General features: G+C 50.7%; 13 protein-coding genes and 1 tRNA gene. 10 read left to right on the forward strand and 4 right to left on the reverse strand.

Annotation, left to right across the window (positions count from 1 at the left end; all coding sequences use genetic code 11):
- Positions 1 to 10: 10 nt before the first annotated feature.
- From V5T57_RS04735 to yaaA, 3 genes are all read right to left on the reverse strand, one after another.
- Positions 11 to 2,755: an ABC transporter substrate-binding protein gene (locus V5T57_RS04735; RefSeq protein WP_332890063.1), complete on the reverse strand. Its 2,745-nt coding sequence runs from the start codon at positions 2,753 to 2,755 to the stop codon at positions 11 to 13.
- A gap of 334 nt (positions 2,756 to 3,089) precedes the next feature.
- Positions 3,090 to 3,166: transfer RNA gene (locus tag V5T57_RS04740), tRNA-Pro, on the reverse strand.
- 139 nt (positions 3,167 to 3,305) lie between these two features.
- On the reverse strand, positions 3,306 to 4,079 hold the full coding sequence (yaaA, locus tag V5T57_RS04745; protein ID WP_332890016.1) for a peroxide stress protein YaaA: 774 nt from the start codon (positions 4,077 to 4,079) through the stop codon (positions 3,306 to 3,308).
- A 169-nt stretch (positions 4,080 to 4,248) separates the two neighbouring features.
- Here yaaA and V5T57_RS04750 point away from each other — a divergent pair, with 169 nt between their 5' ends.
- From V5T57_RS04750 to V5T57_RS04795, 10 genes are all read left to right on the forward strand, one after another.
- Positions 4,249 to 5,232: an SUMF1/EgtB/PvdO family nonheme iron enzyme gene (locus V5T57_RS04750; protein ID WP_332890017.1), complete on the forward strand. Its 984-nt coding sequence runs from the start codon at positions 4,249 to 4,251 to the stop codon at positions 5,230 to 5,232.
- Positions 5,233 to 5,454: 222 nt separating this feature from the next.
- Positions 5,455 to 8,106 (forward strand): hypothetical protein, encoded by a 2,652-nt coding sequence (locus V5T57_RS04755; protein ID WP_332890018.1) that lies wholly within the window; start codon positions 5,455 to 5,457, stop codon positions 8,104 to 8,106.
- Between the two features lie 14 nt (positions 8,107 to 8,120).
- Positions 8,121 to 8,927, forward strand: coding sequence for an ABC transporter ATP-binding protein (locus tag V5T57_RS04760; protein WP_332890019.1), 807 nt, complete (start codon positions 8,121 to 8,123; stop codon positions 8,925 to 8,927).
- Positions 8,920 to 10,779 (forward strand): hypothetical protein, encoded by a 1,860-nt coding sequence (locus V5T57_RS04765; RefSeq protein ID WP_332890020.1) that lies wholly within the window; start codon positions 8,920 to 8,922, stop codon positions 10,777 to 10,779. The genes V5T57_RS04760 and V5T57_RS04765 overlap by 8 nt, the downstream gene beginning before the upstream one ends.
- Positions 10,780 to 10,994: 215 nt before the next feature.
- Positions 10,995 to 13,661, forward strand: coding sequence for a methyl-accepting chemotaxis protein (locus V5T57_RS04770; protein WP_332890021.1), 2,667 nt, complete (start codon positions 10,995 to 10,997; stop codon positions 13,659 to 13,661).
- Positions 13,662 to 14,425: 764 nt separating this feature from the next.
- Positions 14,426 to 14,854, forward strand: coding sequence for a c-type cytochrome (locus V5T57_RS04775; RefSeq protein WP_332890022.1), 429 nt, complete (start codon positions 14,426 to 14,428; stop codon positions 14,852 to 14,854).
- 7 nt (positions 14,855 to 14,861) lie between these two features.
- Entirely contained in the window at positions 14,862 to 15,164 is a 303-nt protein-coding gene (locus tag V5T57_RS04780; RefSeq protein WP_332890023.1) for a hypothetical protein, read from the forward strand.
- Between the two features lie 14 nt (positions 15,165 to 15,178).
- Positions 15,179 to 15,895: an SOS response-associated peptidase gene (locus V5T57_RS04785; protein ID WP_332890024.1), complete on the forward strand. Its 717-nt coding sequence runs from the start codon at positions 15,179 to 15,181 to the stop codon at positions 15,893 to 15,895.
- Between the two features lie 367 nt (positions 15,896 to 16,262).
- Positions 16,263 to 16,964: a c-type cytochrome gene (locus tag V5T57_RS04790; RefSeq protein ID WP_332890064.1), complete on the forward strand. Its 702-nt coding sequence runs from the start codon at positions 16,263 to 16,265 to the stop codon at positions 16,962 to 16,964.
- Between the two features lie 192 nt (positions 16,965 to 17,156).
- A complete protein-coding gene (locus V5T57_RS04795) occupies positions 17,157 to 17,399 on the forward strand; it encodes a hypothetical protein (protein ID WP_332890025.1) in 243 nt (80 codons plus the stop codon).
- A gap of 7 nt (positions 17,400 to 17,406) precedes the next feature.
- On the opposite strand, the gene V5T57_RS04800 is transcribed toward V5T57_RS04795, so the two are convergent.
- Positions 17,407 to 18,522: a hypothetical protein gene (locus tag V5T57_RS04800; protein WP_332890026.1), complete on the reverse strand. Its 1,116-nt coding sequence runs from the start codon at positions 18,520 to 18,522 to the stop codon at positions 17,407 to 17,409.
- Between the last annotated feature and the right edge of the window lie 273 nt (positions 18,523 to 18,795).

The following is an 18,795-nucleotide window of genomic DNA, read 5'->3' on the forward strand; positions in this document are numbered from 1 at the left end:
ATGAAGTGTATTAAGGTTTGAACTGCTGAATGATTCTAGCCAGTTCATCGGTATGGATGGGTTTGGTTAAAACGGCATCCATACCGGCTTGCTTGGCCCGTTCAAGGGTCTCTTTCACGGTATCAGCCGTTAACCCAATAATGGGGGTTTGGTGCCCTTGCTGGCGTAAGTTTTGTGTCGCGGTGATGCCATCCATCTGAGGCATGCGAAAATCCATAAGAATTAAGTCCCACGTTGCTTCATCATAAAGACGCATGACCTCATAGCCATTGGTGGCCACGGTGACCTGGTGGCCCATCTGCTCAAGAATAGAGAGGGAAACCATCTGGTTTACTTCATCATCTTCTGCAAGCAGGATAGTGATGGGGGTTGAGTGATCAGGGCCGTGTGGGGTGGGAATCTCCGCTTTATGGGGAGCATGGTAGATCTCGGTGGGTATGCTAAAGCGAAAGCAGCTGCCTTGACCTTTTTGGGTCTCAATGTCCAGCTTGCCACCCATAGCTTCAATAAGCCCTTTGCTAATGGCCAGTCCGAGACCTGACCCGCCGTGGGCACGGCTAATGGTATTGTCCAACTGTTCAAAAGGCTGTAGTAGCCGCTCTAGTTCATGGCTCTCTATGCCTGGGCCTGTATCTGTCACTTCACAAATGAGTAACCGTTTATTGTCAGGGATCGGCTCGGCATAGAGGTTGATCGTAATTTGCCCCTCTTGGGTAAACTTAAGCGCATTGCCAAGAAAATTGATTAAGATCTGGCTGTAGCGTGTAGCATCCCCCAGTACCTGTTCGGGTATTTTGGTATCAATGGTGCCGCTCAAGGCCAGCTGCTGTTGCGTGGCAAGGGGGGTGAACATCTCCAGTAGATTATGAATAAGATTGCTGGGGGAGAACGGTGCCAATTCCAAATCCAGTTGACGGGACTCAATGCGTGAGAAGTCCAAAACATTATTAAGCAGTTTAAGTAAAATATCCGCCGAGTGTTCAACCATGCTCAGCTCTTTGGCAAAAGGCCGGCTATCCTCACTGTTTTTAATGATGTGGAGCATGCCAATAATGCCGTTTAAAGGGGTGCGAATTTCATGGCTAATGGTGGCCAAAAACTCACTCTTGGCCGCATTGGCAAGCTCTGCCTGTGTTTTGGCATGCTGCAGCTGCTTTTCGGAATTAACCGCATCTGTAATATCAAGCAAGGTGCCAAGAATGGCTGGCTGACCGGCCTCTAGGGTGCGTACACCAAAGATGTCGAGGGTGATGGTTTCTCCATCTTTACGTAGGCCCATCATGCGATAGCGTATCCGGTCGGCCTGTCCAGAGAGCCGCTGTTGGATGTAGTGTTTGGATCTCTCTTTATCTTCAGGAGCTGTTAAATCCGTGGGGCCAAGCTTGCCAATAACTTCGTCTTGTTGATAGCCGAACAGGGTGCAGAAGTGTGGATTGGCATACTTAAAAACCCCTCCTTGAATTAAATAAACCCCAACCAAGGCCTCTTCGCTTAAGTTGCGGAACTTGGCTTCGGATTCACTTAACGAGTGGGTGCGTTCAGCCACACGGGCTTCCAGTTCTCGATTACTGGCCCGTAACGCTTGTTCGGCCTCTTGCAATAAATGCGTACGTTTGGCGACAACCCGGCGTAGTTGCCACACCCAAATCAAGATCAGCATGAACAGAATGGTTGCAGCCAGAAATAGATGCTTGGCCGTTTTAATCCAGCGGGATTGCGCTTGACTCGGGTCGTAGATAAACCCTTCTAAGTGTTTGGTGGAGGTGACCATATTCTGTTGAACAAACTGTTCAGCCATATGTTGCCAGCGGCCAGGGTTCATATGCCCCAGTTTGACCAGTTTGGGGAGAATAAGGCTTTGAATGGCATTGGCCTCGAAACGTAAGTGCGCGGGGCTTTTTTCGCTACCATATTGCTGGATAATCAGTTCGATGATCTCTTCAACATGCTCAAGGGCGTATGCCCACCCTTTCAGTGTAGCCTCACGGAACTTTTTGACCCGTTCTGGGTTATGAGCCAGCTCCTCTTCAGTGGTGAAAAGGATGTCGCTATAAAAATCGATACCATAAGTTCTTGGGTTGAGCGCAACGGTGGCAATCCCCTGCTGCTGCATGGAAAATAGTTCGTTGCTCAGGTAGGCATTGAAAGCGTCTGTTTTACCCAGGGCAAGATCTTGGATCTCATAACTGCTTGGCAGAATGATGACCTTTGACGTATCGACGCGTTCGGCATAGAGCATGGCCAGTAGGTCGACATCATCACTTCCCCCAACCAGCATGATTTTTTTTCCAGCCAAATCTTGTGGGGATTGAATGTTAGAGTCTTTTCTTACCAGTAAAACCGAGGGTGAATGTTGATATATGGCGGCTAAGGCGATCAGGGGTTTGCCAATTAAACGGTGGTAGAGCAGCTCGCTGTTGGCTTCGCCATATTGGGCGCGGCCCGCCAAGACCTCCTCCACCGGTGTACGCCCTGGTGCACCTTCTTTGATCCTTACATCCAAGCCAGCATCCCGGTAATAACCTTGCTGAACCGCAGCATAGTAGCCTGCAAATTGAAATTGATGCTTCCAGCGTAATTGAAACGTAATGGGGTCCAGATCAGACGGTGCGCCCATGCTTTTGGATGGCATGGCCGTCAAAAGCAGGAGTAAGCTGATAAAGGCTAAGCCCAAGGTTCGGGCAAAGCATAATCTCTCTGCACTTGGTTGAGAGATGGGAGATCTTTGAGAGGATTGTGGTGAAGTGGACGTCATCTGACTCAACTCTGTTTCCCATCGATTGGGATGAGAGGGGTGAAGTGTATCTAGCCCGATTAAGGGGGGGCTTTAGTCAGCCATCGTACGAGCGCTGAAAGAAAGGTTTTGTTTGATCATAAAAAATAACAGTCTATATATTCTTTGTGCGATAAGGCGGAAAAAACAGTATGGAGAACTAACCCCACGTGAGTGGCAGGATAGCTGATTTTGTTGCAGTGCAAAATATATTTTATGAATTTTTGTAGGAAAGAGTAACTCTTTAGGTATTGCTGGGGCGGCAGGCACAAAAAAACCGCTGAAAGCAAGCTTTCAGCGGTTTTTATGAAGAAACTGGTCGGGGCGAGAAGATTCGAACTTCCGACCCCTAGCACCCCATGCTAGTGCGCTACCAGGCTGCGCCACGCCCCGATTGGTCTCTTTCCTCCCTGAGGAGGCCCCCAAATATGGCGAAATCATGACGGCTAGTCAAGCAGATTTTTTGACCTGTCTAAAAAAGGTTTTAGAAATGACTTTATCCCCATGAAAAGATATTGGAATCAATTTACTCTCAGGCAGCTTGGCGGGTGAAAATCCAGTCGCTGTCGGTAGACAGCCCAGCTTGGTAGGCATAACCGCCTGCTGTAAATGACTTCAAAGGTTCTGGGCTTTCCAAACGTTGGTCAATCAGGTAGCGGGCCATCATGCCACGGGCCCGTTTGGCCATGAGACCAATGACTTTGGCTTGGCCATTTTTAATCTCTTTAAAAACAGGGGTGATGATCGGGCCGGCCAGTTGCTTGGTCTTGACCGCTTTAAAGTATTCATTGGAGGCTAAGTTGATCAATGTTCGATCTGCATGTCCCGCCGTTGCCTGATTGATGGCTTGGGTCGGGAGCTCCCCCCAAAATGCATATAGATCCTTACCCCGTTCATTTTTTAAACGGGTACCCATCTCTAACCGATAGGGTTGAATTAAATCCATAGGGCGGAGTGTGCCATAAAGACCAGAGAGAATGCGTAAATGTTCCTGAGCAAAAGAGATATCCTGTTGGTTCATGCTCTGCGCTTGTAAACCGACATAGGTATCCCCTTGAAACATCATGGCGGCCTGTTTGGCGTTCGCTGGGGTAAATGGTAGATTAAAGGCTTGATAGCGACCAACGTTTAGCACGGCAAGTTTGTCGCTGAGCTTCATCAGCTCAGCCAGCTCATGCTCACTGTAGGGGCTCAGTGTGTCGATTAAGGACTGAGTATGGGTCAGAGCGTCCGGCAGTGTGTAGGGTAATGAGCTCTGACAAGGGGATTCATCCAACTTTTTTGCCGGGGAAATGACAGCCAGCATGGGGTAGCTCCTAAGGAATACGATAAAAACAGGCCAAACCCATGGGGTTTGTCGCGTTATATGTTGACCATCCAGGCGTGATGGTGTTCCATACCTCTCTCTAAAGAGATTTGTCTATTGGCTTTCACTCTATGTCAGAGTGGGGGCGTGGGTAAAGCGTGAGGCGTCGGTGAAAGATCAACCCAACCAAGGGCTCAGTCGGACACATCCCCTACTTAAGCATCGTGTAGGGCAGGGTGGCGTGCGCCCTGCGATGGCCCGTCGCATTCAAAAAGAGGCCCCCGCAAAAGAGAGCCGTTGGGGTGGTATGCGCCTAATGGTTGGCTCCATACTGTTTATCGTCGCCATGGCCGCCGGGTTAACCCTGCTACGCCAAGATGGTCCAAAAACCACCGAACAAGCCCAGCTACCTTCTCCTTCTCCTTCTGCTGACAATCGTCAAGGGCGTCCTCAAGCCAAAGCGGTGGTGATCCAAAAGGGTCCTGTCTCCCATTGTGGTACTCCTGAGTGGAAGTTCAAGCGTAAGACCATGATGGTTATTCCCTCTGGCGCCCATCGGATTACGGGTGTGGAGTCCAGTCATGAGGCTGTGCGTGTTCTTAAAGCGCAAAGCTTGGATTCAGTCAATTTGGAATCTGAAGTATGGATGATGCCGCTTGAGGTGAGTATTCAACAGTTTAAGCGCTATGTTGATTATGTTCAGAAGATGAAAGATCGTGCCGCCCGTCAGTCCAAGTTAGATCAAATTGGTCTGTTGTGGAACCGTACCGATCCCAAAGCCAAAGTGGGCGGTGTGTATGCCCGGGGTGAGAACCAGCCGGTTCGAGGGGTGGCCCATGATACGGCAGCCGCTTATGCTCAGTGGATGGCCGATCAAAGCGGTTGTCGCGTACGCTTACCAACGCGCGAAGAGTGGGCTGCGGCTGTGATGGACCGATTTAATGCCTTGGCCCAGGTGAATAATCCGGCGGAAGATGAACTGCGTTTAGAAAGTCTGTTGCGCGGCGTGCGCGAATGGTCAGGCAGCAGTTGTGCCATGGGTTATCATCTGTTGGGGCAGGATGATTGGACCGGTGTACAGCATATGGGGGGGACGGTCTGTATGCCTGCTTCTCTGTCGGTAGCTGGCTTTCGCCTCATTATTGAGCCCTGAATTGGTGCGCCTGAACAGGCCTATACAAACCATGCCCCACCTAGGGGTCATGCCCTTCGCGGTATACCTCATCTCATGATTTCCCCCTCTTTCTTCATCTAGACGCATCCAAGGCTTTTGCCGCGCTGGCTTTTCGTATAAACTGCCTGCCTTATGTGCCCATAGGTGCATGACCAAAAAGATAATCGAACAAGTCGAATCTTTTTCGACGGAGGATGATCCGTGAAACGCGGTACCCTGACATACACGACGACCCATCTGCTGTTTGCTGTGCTGATGATGACACTGGGCCTGGCGCATACCGCCCAGGCTGATGTCCGCAGCTCTGGCAACTGTGCCAACTACGACTTTAGTCCCTACTACCATAAGGATAGCCTGCGTTGGGCTGGGCTGGTGCGTGGCATACGCCATGATACGCCTATTTATGGGGCGGATACGGGCAAAAAGATCAAAGGTCGATTGGCCTTTAATCAGCAGGCCGAGGTCGTTGCCGAAGCTGATGGCCGTTTAAAGATCCGAACCTTTGCCTATGGGGAGAGACCAGAGGCATTGGGTTGGGTCAAACGCAATGATCTGCTCTGTCATAACATGCCTGTCAAAGGGGTCTCCGGTCTGGAGATGAAGTTCTTTATCCGTACCGGCACCACCGCCAGGGATGAAGAAAAAGAGCCCCCAACGGTGACGGTTTATCAGGGACCAGACCTGAAACGCTGTGTCGGTGGTAAAGGCAACTGCCGTGAGGGTGCCTCCCGTTTTCATATGTACTTTGTTTTTGACCAGCGTGATGATGCCGTGCTGCTGGGTGATCGCTTTCGTTTAGAAGATGATGACAAGCTGCTGGGTTGGGTGCGTCGTGCGGATGGCTTTATCTGGAACAATGCCTTTGGTTTAAGGCCCCGTGAAGATCTGCGTTCACCCGATGGTGTGGGTAAAGGGACGATCTGCTCTTATGAAGCCTTGTCCGATGCTGTTGCGCGTAATCCGATCAACTGCTCTCCGGTAGAAGGGGGCAATGACTGGTTTAAATCGCCTGTGCGTGTCCCGGTTTTGGACTTGGTGGATGGCAAAGGGCGGCATGTTGCGCCTGATAAAGTTTCAGCTTCGGGAGACAAGCGTCGTTTCTATAAGGTGGCTTTGGCGCGCCCCGGGTTGGTTGGTCGTCCGCTTGGTGATGGCCGGGTGGCCATTAATGCGGGTTTGGCCCAGCAGATCCTGCCTGAAATGAAATCTTTGGCCAGTAAAAAAAATGTGGATATTTTCTTCTTACTGGATGCAACAGCCAGTATGGAAGCGGTCATTGATGCGGTTAGAGGGACCCCTCAGCGGCGTGGTGTGATTCAGGAAATTATTCACCGGCTCAAGCAGGTTCCTGGTTTCCGTAGTACCCAGTTCCGCTTTGGTTTTAGGGTCTATCGAGATCCCTATGCCGATGGTGAGAAAAAGGGGTTGGGTGATGGTGTGGGTGAAGGGTATCCACTGCCTAACCAGTGCGAACTCTCCCCGGTTGAACAGAAGCAGGAATTTGTTCGCTTTCAGCGGGCCATCAGCACGGTGGGTACCACGGCTGGTGATACCGCGGATGATTATGAAGAGAACCTCTATGGTGGTCTGGCACAGGCGCTTAGTTCAGACATGAGCAGCTGTAATGATCATCTGAAAGTGATGTTTGTCATTGGCGATAATGGGTATAAAACCCGTATGGCTGTCATGGAAAATGGCCGCCTTGTCTCCAAGAATAAATACAAGAAGGTGGTCAGTCGGGATAAGCTGGTTAAGCTTATGCGGGGGAGCAGCACAAGCGGTGAAAAGGCCAACAATGTGGTGCCTTTCTTCATCCAAACCCCCCGCCGCCCAGATACGGCCAAACACCCCATCGCTTATAACCGGGCGTACCGCCGTTTTGAATCTCAATCCAAACAGATTCTGGGTGAAAGCCTGCCTATGGGGAAAAATCAGGTTAATCAGCACTTCTTCCGCATGGGGGAATCCAAGCTGGTCCAGCGTTTAACGGCGCAGGTCGCCAAACTCTCCAGCAGTGCCCTGATTGATGAGATCATTCTGGACATCCGTGGGGGGGCCGCTTTAGGTACGGTCATTGATCGCCTCAAACGGGAGCGGGTAGATATTCCTGGTGTCTACTGGCACATCCTGGAAAAAGGGGCGTGTGGTGAGCTGGGTGACCAGTGCCACAACCGTATTTTTGATACCACGTTGATCGGCTATATCGAAGCGGATGAAAAGGTGGTTGAAGAGCTCTGGGTTACCTCAAGCTCGCTCTCATCCTGGATCCGTATTCTGGGTGGCTTTGAAGGGTACTTTGAACTTCCTGAGCCCCAGCTGCGTAAGGCACTGATCAGTGCCTTGATCTTAGGTCTGCAGCAAGAGATCCGACGCCCTCCCATTGATGTCTCTGGTGAGACCCCTGCGGAATATGCCCAACGTCGGGGTGGCTTGCCGGTACGTTGGCACTCTCCCCTGCTCAGTTATAATGTGAATGCGCTGTCAGCCGAGCATGTGATGCGGGATAAAAAAGGGACTCAGATCGTTGTAGATGCCAACGGCAAACCGATCCTGGACCGTCATAAAAAGACCATTCCTGCGGTGCCGATTTGTGAGCTGCGTCATTTGGCGTTGTGGGCCATTAAATCCAAGCAGATGCTTGAGGTTGTTGAACGAGAAACCTACCGTCCCGTGTTTGATGCAGGCCGCTATGACCACCGCCGTTGCCCCGATGCTACGGACAATGGGCGTGCGCTTATGCGCATTAGTGGTTCGGTTCGCTCTGAAGCGCTGGGTCCCAATAAAGATTATCGCTACGGCCACAGCTATGGTGGACGTCGCGGATACTGGATTCCCCAGGAATATTTACCGTAAGGATACCAAGATCCATGGGTTGGGGTTTTCAAATTGAGAAACCAGGTTCGACCGGTTGGGGTAATACCTTTTCGTTAGAGGTCGGTGGCCTGGGGTTGGATGCCAATAACGTCAGTGGTCGTCTCCCTGTTTTGGGGCGTAGTGGCAGTGGTAAAAGTACACTGCTCTACCTTTTGACCTTCATGAAAAAACCCCGCAGTGGGGTGGTGCATTGGACGTTTCCGGATGGCCATCAAGCGGCTTGGGGAAAACGAGGTTTGGTGGGGCGTTACTCAACACTCAACTTAACCGAAATTCGGCGGCGCTATTTTGGTTTTGCTTATCAACGCTCCACACTGACCCCTTATTTAACGGTAAGGGAGAACCTGCGGACCCCTCTGCTGCTCCGTGGAGAGTGGAGTAATAAGGAGATTGAGGAGAAAGTGGCCGATGGGATTAATAAAATCCTCATGGCTGGTCAAGCCTCAGGCCGTTCTCGCGGTGAAGACTCCTTAGATAAGTTTATGAATCGCTACCCCAATGAGCTTTCCGGTGGACAGCTGCAGCGGGTTGCGTTGATGCAGGCCATGATTCATGACCCAGTGGTACTGTTTGCGGATGAACCAACCGGTAGTCTGGATGCTGCCACCCGTAAAGAGGTTATGGGGGTGGTTGACCAGTGGTTGGGGCAGGGAGACCGGCTTCTTATTTGGGTGACCCACCATCTTTCTGATGCGATGGATCCCCGTGTTACCCACCGAATTGTGGTCTCCCACGGACGTTGCCATTTACAGCGCAACGAAGGGGCTCAACTTAATCCAGGGAAATTGTTGGATGGATAACGGCACCCCTACTGAAATTCGTCGCGCTAAACCACCTCGCAGTTCGTTGCCCCCTCGGCCAAAACGCCGTTTTCGCCTGTTCCCTGTGTGGTTCCGCCTGGGTTTTGTGGCCTTTCGGCGTAGCTACCGTTGTGGCCGATTTGGCTGTGAAGGTGGGGGGCGGGACTTTGCCTGGCTGACTTTGCTGTTGACGTTGGTTACGGCGTTATCGCTGCTCTTGGTCACCAGCCGGACCAGCTTTTTGGACCGTATGACCGACGCTTTGTTGGGATCACTGCGTCCCTATGGTGTACCGGTTTGGGTCACGTCGCATTGGCAGAACCATGATGGTATTGGACGTGACACGCTGGCCCATGTGCAATCTTTGCGGGCTAAGTTTCCGGATATGCAGGTGCACCCTTACCGTCGCTTGGAGGGCGGGCGTCCCCGTCTGAACCTGCCAGGGACCAACAGCTGGAGTACCCAACCCAAGTTTGTGGGGTGGGGGGTGTACCCGGAAGATCCATTATGGCAGCTCTCTTTACCCGCTGAACAGCGTTCGCAGGAACCTCAACGTTGGCAGCAGTTGCCGCTAGAAATTGTGTTGAATGATCGGTTGTTTGCCCGTCACTTTGACTATCGAGCCTACCGTGAAGAGCTGCTTCAGGAGTTGCCTGAAGATAAGCGCCATACCATTCCGGAACGAATTGACCGGGAGAACCTGCCCGGTTCTCTGAATACTTTGTGGATGCGTGCTAAGGTTGGCCAGCAAGAGCATTTTCTACCGTTCCGTGTGCGTTGGATTGCCCATATTCCCGCGATGGAAGAGGTGGCGTATCTCTTTCCTCTTTCCACCTACCATGCCTTGATGGCGGCTTATCACCTGCCTGATCTGAAATATGATCCGCTGCAGGAGGGTGGGAATGCCCGAGGTGATCTGAAAACCCTGCTTGGTGGTGATTTTGACCGGGTCGGTATTTCGGCTTATGCCCAGTGTATTCAAGAAGCGGTCAAAGAGACGGGGCTAACGGGCTTGCCCATGATCAGCGACAGTCGCTGTCCTCGCCCAGATACCATTGTGTTAGACCGAACCACCAATGGTAAGGCAACGTGGGATGCCATGGCCCATGACAGTATCCATCAGCTCTGGATCCCATGTCATAAATTGGCGCGTGATGATACTGTGCGTGGCACCATCTGCCCAGGTTCCAGCCGCCGTTATCAGGACCGTGAACCCCAATTTGTGCCCTGGGATGTGACCGGGTATGGAACAGCCTTCGCAGCTCTCCACATTTATGTTGAACCCAAATCCTTAAGTGCTTTGATTGATGGTTTAAAAGAGCTACGGGTTGGGGATGGCCAGCTGGCCTTTAATATTCACCCTAAATATCAAGATGCGCTAAATAGGTTTAACCTACTCAGTGATGTTTTAACCCACATGGTGCCAGCCTTTGCCTTGGTTGTTGGGTCTTTGTTGGCGGCTTTATTATTGGCTCAGGTTGGTACACTGCTGGGTCACCGCAAGCACCATTATGGCATGCTTATGACCCGGGGTATGACCTGGATGGGGATCCACATGAAGGTCTATTTACAGATGACCTTGGCCATGCTTATTGCTGGAGGGTTGGCTTTATGGGGGACTGTAGAATTAGTGCGGATCTACCTGGATAAACAGTTTACGGATGTGCTGGCGCACTACCGAGAGATGCTTAATCCCAGTTTGGGGCTGGAGAGTCTGCCCATGCCTTGGATGGAGATTGGCATAACCTTAGCTGGGGTCTATGCGGCTGTGCTCTTTATCACCTTTTTGCTGCTCTTTAAGTTGCCACTGCGCTGGGGGGCCGCACCTTCAGACCTGCTACACGGCGAATAGTTTTTTTACCCAAAGATCCGTTTTGATGAAAAGCTCTACCCTCATTGGGTAGAGCTTTTTTTTGTAGCGCTTTGAATTCGATCAGAAATTGAATGAAATGTTACAAATATTAACTAATGTTGATTTAAGCACAACTTAACTCGGATTAGAATTGTATATATTAGTATATAAGAATACCCTGCTTAAGGTTTTTTAAGCTTTAAGGAGGGGTGTTGATGCAACTCAAAGTTAAAATTGTGACACCAGTACTGGCGATTCTGTTGGTGGTTAGTGTGACGTTGTTCCTTGTCGCCGAACAGGCGCTATTGGAGACCTCAGATCACTTTGTTGATCAAATTATTGATAACAAAATGGCTGACCTGGAAAAAAATATTGCGCGGATGAGCCGTAAGGCGTTAACAGCAGCCAGTATGGCTTCTAAAGTTCCAGGTGTTGAGCAGGCTTATCGTCAAGCTGCTTCGGGTGATTTTGCAGGGGGCAAAGATCAACTGATCCACTTGATGAAGCCTATTCAAAAACAGGTGGAACAGATGACTGGGGTAAAACAGTTCCGGCTCCATTTTCACCGGCCCCCCGCACACTCTTTTGTGCGTGTTTGGAACGGTAAAGGGGCTGATGATCTATCCGGTTTTCGTCAAACGGTTGTACATATCAACCAAGACAGAAAGCCGTTATGGGGGATTGAGGTTGGGCGTGGGGGCTTTGTGATGCGGGGCTTGGCTCCGGTAATAGCCAGCAATGGGGAGCATTTGGGTTCTGTTGAAAGTTTGGTTCCTCTCAAGAGTTTGGTGAAGCTGTCTAAAAACCTGCCGGAAGAGCAGTTTGGGGTGGTGATGGTGCCTGAGCTGCTTACGGTTGCAACCAAATTGCAAAAGAACACCGTGCGTATGGGGGATTTTATTTTTACAGGGGGTACCCATCGTTTCCAGCCAAAGCTGGTTGATGCAGGTTTGGTGAAAGCGGCTTTACAGGCGCAACAGTCCCATGATCAGGGTGAATTCCGTGTTGTCTATCACCCCATTCAAGATTTCTCCGGTCGGCCAGTTGGTGTGGTGATCTATCAGTTGGACCTTACCGCTGTTCATGCTTTGTCACGAGCAATGTTCTATAAGCAGGGTGCCATCATGATTGGGCTGATGGTGTTGGCTGGGTTACTGTTTTGGGTGGTGGTTGATCGTTTAATTAAACGATTAAACCGCATTAATGGTGCCCTGGATAAAATTACCCAAGGGGATGTCCGTCAAAGACTACCCATAGCGGAACGTTACCAGGATGAATTGGATTTAACAGCGCAGGGTATCAACGCATTAAGTGCCAGTTTGGCCAGTACGGTAAGTGCCAGTGAACTGCAAGGGGAGAGTCTGCAAGCCGTGGTGGTGCAGCTGGATCAAGCCAGTGTCACATTGGCGGATGATTCCTCCCAAGCACAGACGTTGGCGGAGGATATGCTGGTATCCAATCATGCCTTGGCGGAAGAGGGACGGTCGGTTAACGCTTCTGTTGGGCGCATTCTAAGCCGTATTGAACAGGCCTCCCACGCATCAGAGGAGCAGCTGCATACGGTTCATTCCATCTCATCAGCGACGGAGCAGGCCTCCACCAATATTTCGACCATGGCCGCAGCGGCCGAAGAGATGTCCGCCAATGTGGTTGGGGTTAACCAATCCTTATTACTGGTCAATGATGCCATTGAAAGCATGGCCACAACCACACGGAATATCCGTTCGGGATTGTCGGATGTCGAGATGCAGTCCCAGCGGGCCAGCGATGCTTCCCGAGGGGCGTCAGACCAAGCTCAGGCTACGCTAAAAGTGATGGAGCAGTTGGATCACAACAGCCGTGAGATTGATAAAGTGGTGGATATGATCACCATGATTGCTCAACAGACCAATATGCTGGCACTGAACGCATCCATTGAGGCCGCTGGCGCTGGTGAGGCCGGGAAGGGCTTTGCGGTCGTCGCCAATGAGGTTAAATCACTGGCTGCTGAGACATCCCGTGCAACAAAACTGATTGCTGAAAAGGTGGCTGTTATCCAGGAACAGTCCAAAACAGCCGCTCATTCGGCAGAAGATATTTCCAAACGTGTCATGTTGATATCAGAAGCCAATGAAGAAATATTAAGTTCTGTGGTGGACCAGACCGGCGCCATAGAAGGGGTCTCACTGGCCATGGATGAGGCCAATGATGGATCCAAAGAGGTGGCACGCAATATGTCTGAACTGGAACTGGCTGCCCAAGAAGTGGCGCGTGCAGCTGGGGAAGCCGCCCAAGGCACCCTTACCATTGGTCAGGCGGTGGAACAAGGGGTTGCTGTGACCCAGCAAGGTGCTGAGCAGTTAAACCATATTCAGAACTCTGCTCAGGCTATTTTTGCATCGGTTGAGAAAAATCAGAGCTTTATTGAGTCCGTGCAAAACAAGGCGGTTGGGGTAGGTACTGGGTTGGAGCAGATGCATGCCTGTATTGTACATTTAAGGCATCTGGTGGCGATTGTGAAAAATACCAGCAATGCCTTAACCCAAGCGCAGCAGGATATGCAATTGGATGGTGCCCACTTTGATGTGCAGGCACTTAAGGGGGGTCATCTGCAGTGGTTAACACAACTGCAAGGGGTGGTCTCTGGTCGGCATGAGGTGGGGGCTTTTGACCCCAAGGGGTGTGCGGTGGGTTCATGGTTATCCTCAACACATGCGCAGCCTTTGCAGGGGCATGCCCCATTCCCCTTGCTTAAACAGAGCCATGAGCAGATGGTTCAGTTGGCCAGTGAAATAGTCCAAAAGCCTGCTGAGAAGCAACAGTGGCATGAGCAACTTCAGCAGTTACACCATACCCGTCATGAGATGTTTGAACATATGGATGCGCTCTATCTTAGAAAATAAGCTGGCTATAGATCCTATGGCCAGCCAACCCCCTAAAACACCCTAAGTAGAGGGAGGGGCTGAGGATTAGTTAAGGTTGGGGCTCATAAAAAAGGGTTGTGTAACTTGCAGGGTTTATATGGTCTCCCATAGATAAGAGATGCATTTATGGAACCTGGGCCTAGGAATTGCATTCTAAATAGTTAAGGGCCGGTGTGTTAAACCGGCATTCATTCACCTCAACGGTTCAACAGAGTGTGTAAGTGCGTGATAAAGCCGGAGTCGATGGCGCTGTAGGTTCTTTTTCTTCTAGATAAAGATCACAACCACCAAGCCGGATGGATGAAAAAACTGCCCACTACCATGCTGATGATCGGTTGGGATAACAAGACGGAGGTACGGATGGATCGTTTAATCGAGCTGTCATTCCGCCCTCACGTTCGCATGGCGCTCAAGTCCGGTTTCCGTAGTTGACACCACGAGCCGGTTGGCGGAAATAGAGCTCCCTTTAAGAATGGCGGCCTTGAGAGGTCGCTCCGTTGCTGCGATAGCGATGCCGCCTATAGGCAACGAATCCTATAGGCACCTTATCTAAATGATCCTGGGCATATGTATATACTATTTGCCCATTTCATTTGCATAAGGCACCATAGTGTAGGCCGATAGGCACGCCGCCAGTGTGTTGATAGAGTGGGCGGCTGTGCAATCGGCATTTTAGATCGGTAAACGACGCGCCAATGGCGGGCCGTTTTTTTATGGTCAGCTTAGCTCAATGGAGCATCATTGTGTCCCGTTGGATGTCCTGGTTGTTGTCGATCACAGTTCTTGCGCTTGCCATCGGTGGTTTTTGGTGGTTTTTTCTACGTGATGATCTGAATGTAGGAAACCGTTTGGCCATGAACCATTGCGGTATGTGCCATGATGTAACTTCCCGTCAAAGCAAAGGTAAGGCACCTCCTCTGTGGGGGTTAACCACCCGTGCCCCTGGTACCTATCCCCGATATAAATACAGCCAAGCCTTTTTAGATTATGTTAAGGCAAACCCTTTTCAATGGGACCGAGGGCTGTTAGAGACCTTTTTGAGAACACCAGAAGAGGTAATCCCTGGCAATGCTATGGGGAATAATAATACCGGCCACCCCAGTTTTTATCGTGATGTGAACCATTCCAGATTTCGTAAAGATCTGGTCGCCTATATTATCCAGCTTAGATGATGGACGCATGAAGTCTGTACTACTGCTTATTCTCATGCTGGTGCCGGGTTTGGCCCAGGGTGGCACCCCTTATAGTCCCGAGTGCAACTGGTTTGGGACGCAAGTGGGGGCACGAGGTCAAGCGTGGCGAGAAGTTTTAAATAAGAATGAAATTGATGCTTTCTTGTGGAAACACTGCAATACCCCCTATTGTGGTCGAGAAGATCGTGGGCACTACTCCATGGTCTATGAACATATGCCCTGTAACCGAGCTTGTTTTAAGCTGAAAAAAGCACGTTATCTGGCCGCTTGCACCTCTCAAAAACCTTAGGATATACCGACCCCATGTGTGGACGTTTTGCTCAGATTGATGCCCCTCAACAGACGTTGAATGAACTGGGGGGAGTGATGCATGAACCTTTGCATCTGGGCTATAACATTGCACCAGGTGGTTGGGCCATGGCCTACCGGCAGGGCGAGCAAGGTCAACAGATGATCTCTCTACGGTGGGGGCTGTTACCTGCGTGGGCTAAGGATGCTTCGTTGGGCTGGCGTACCAGCCAGGCCCGTATGGAGTCCGCTCATCTCAAACCGACCTATCGACATGCACTGCGTCGACGTCGGTGTGTGGTGCCGGTTGATGGCTTTTATGAGTGGCAAGGTGAGTCGGATAATCGACAGCCTTGGCTGATCCAGCACCAAAGCCAGCAACCTCTTTTTTTGGCCGGGTTATGGGAAAACTGGACGGACCCCCGTGGCCATATGGTTGAGACCTTTGCCTTAATTACCACCCCCGCCTTAGGTGAGATGGTGCAGCTGCACCACCGTATGCCTCTGTTATTGTCAACGGAAATGGTCGCTCCATGGCTGGACCCCCAATTGTCAGAACCCGCGCAGTTTATGGAACGACAGCATCGGGCCAGTGAGCGTTATGCCCTCGCTATACAGCCCGTCACCCGCCGCGTTAATCAGCCAGCCTTTAATGAACCTGCATGTCTACAGCCCATCTCCCTAGAAGCACTCCGTCAGGCCCGTGGGGGCGAACAGGGTTCGCTTTTTTAATAGATGACTGCCCTCGTTTTGCCTCGAAACCCCTCATTTTTTGAATCTCTCGGTATCTGTATTGAAAAAAAAACTGAAACCGATTAAAAAGAGATGGCTTTGACTGTGGTGAATGAGGGGGATTTCGTGAAATGTTTCGGTCTGATTGTTCGTTAGGCTTGGTCCTATTTCAAACAAGCCCGTTTTAAAGCATGATGAAGATTGTAAATATTCGGTTAAAAAGCCACTTTGTCATGAAGAAAAGTGGGATTTTGCTGGTTTATCCTCTATTATTTTTTATATTCCATGTTTCACTATAGCAGTAAGCGGGCCTAAGATCCGTAACCTAACTGCATAACATTTTGATTGTTTTGGAGGGTTGTGCGTGATGATTGGTCGAAAAGCATTTTTAGGGCTGGCAACAGCGCTGGCCCTGGTCGTGTCAGTACCTGCCTGGGCTGGATGGAATGCAAGTGGCGGTGAAAAAGAAGCGGCCCTGAAGTTGAAAGGTGACCCTAACCGCGGGCGGATGATTTATGAGGTCTGCTCAGCCTGTCATATGCCGGAAGGGTGGGGGTTAGAGGATGGTACTTTTCCTCAAATTGCTGGACAGCACCCTTCAGTTCTGGTGAAACAGCTGGCGGATATCCGTGCTGAAAACCGTGATGTTCCCACGATGTACCCCTTTGCTATCCCCAGTGAAATCGGTGGGCCACAATCCATTGCAGATGTCGCGGCATACATTGCGCGTCTGCCTATGAATCCGGTCAATGGCATGGGACCCGGTAAAGATCTTGCCCATGGTGAGATGGTCTATAAAAAGAACTGTGTACGCTGCCATGGGCAGAATGGTGAAGGGATTGCTAAAGATTTCTTCCCTGCGATCTACGGACAGCACTACCGCTATGTGTTGCGGCAGATGGAGTGGATTCGTGACGGTAACCGCCGTAATGCCAATCCGGACATGGTGCGGCAGATCCGTCGTTTCAGCCAGCGTGACTTAGAGGCGGTTTCTGACTATGTCTCTCGCCTACGTCCCCATGCGCCCAAGTTGGCAACACCGGGTTGGCGTAATCCAGACTTTGATTAAGCGTGGTGTGTTGATTCTGGTGCGGATAGGAATCCGTGACCTGGATCTCATGAGCGCGTAGGATAGGCGGGTCTCTTTCTCTGGAAAGAGACCCGTTTTTTATTGAATCTCTCTTGCTCATGAGGGGTCCAATAACAAAGGGGGCGATGTATGGGCCCCCTTATCTGTTGATTACCGTATAGGATACTGGTCATGCACGATGAGGATGGCTATCTGCTGGATGATGATGACGATTGGGGTATTGAACTCCCCATGGAAGAGATTGCTGAAGCCTTTGGCATTACCGAGCTAGAGTTGGAGGTAGCGCTGGAGACGGGGCGGGCTGAGGTTAGTCAAACACCTCAACAGGTCATCGTTAATGGTGAACTACTCGACAGTTTTAAAATTATCATCAGCCTGGATAATGTCACCGTTTCCGTCAATTTAGAGCCCTGATCCAGCGCTATTTGTTTGCTGGCCCCAAATGATCCAGAACAAACCGGCTCCCTTCGTAATGCCCCCAAAGCTGCCATAGCTCTTTGTCTGCCCAACCATGGCAACGGTGGGTAGACTCGCCAGATGTCTCTTTTAAAGCTTGAAAACTCAGGGCGCTAGCCATGGTGCGATCCATGCTATCCCCAATCTCCAGTAAAATGGAGAGTTGGTCCAGCCGTTCATTGAGCAATATATGGCGATCTCTTTCGAGCTCAGCCGCACCATCACGGAAATTTTCGGTAATGATAATTCGATCGCTAATGGGCTCTAGCATCGACTCCCCATAAAGATCTCTTCGGTTATGGTCCCACAGCAGCTCGCCAAAAAAGGAGAGGTGGTTTTGACCATCTGAACCTTCCATCATCATATCATTCGGTATTTTGTCCAATTTTTCCGGGTGAACCTCCAGCCCCATGGCCAGTCGACGAAAGCTATGCTGATGTTTTTGTAGCATACGCTGCCCTTTGGCTTGCACGTTGGGCATGGGTAAGCGCACCAGGTGGCGTCCAGGTTCGAGCAGATACGCACTTTCATGGGCATAGAATGGGGCAAGGGTTTGCAGCATGCCGACCAGGATGCGAGAACCCCCGGCAGGATTGAAAATGATATGAAATTCGTAAATTTTATAGTTGCTTAAGACGTCGCCACACCAGCGTGTAAAATGGGCCATTGCCCCATGTAGCGCAGTTGTTTGACCTTCTCGTAGGCCATCAATCGCCATGGTTTCAACACTTTGTCCATGGTTTCGTAACCATTTTGCGATAAGCCTGACCGACTGCATGTCCGGCCAAGAGGCCGAGTGTATAAGCACATGTCGATCATGGTGGCCGGTTAGATCGCCCTCATAAATCTTAAGGAGTGAGAGTAATTCAGGACAGAGTGTGGAGATGGCGCCAGGGGTGGCGTTATCCAAGATCTGTTCAAGGGCAGCCATGCGCTTTTCAAGTTCAGGTAATATTTGCGCATCGGGGGAGGTTTCGCCCGTTCGTGCCAAAACACGGCTTAACTGTGTATCGTCAGCGCACTGGCGACGGACCAGTTCTCGCCCACAGGCTGTGATAATAAGCTGGTGCTCCAAATCCATAGTGTAGATCTCCGGAGAATAGCGATAGCCCCTTTTAAATACCCTAATAGAGTTGTCTCAGTGGGTCAAAGGGCGACCTCCTTTGGAGTAAGCTTGTATCAACGTGGTTCCGTTATGGAGGATTTTGAAACAAAAAAAAGCAGCCAGGAGAGAACTCTCCGGCTGCGACAATCGCGATGCTACGTTAATGGGGTTCCCGGTGACGAGAAGATCAGTCGCACGAACTTCCAAAACCAATGGTACAAAGTGTTCAGTGCTTAAAGTGTTGTCTCG

The sequence above is a fragment of the Magnetococcus sp. PR-3 genome (genome assembly GCF_036689865.1).
GTDB lineage: Bacteria > Pseudomonadota > Magnetococcia > Magnetococcales > Magnetococcaceae > Magnetococcus.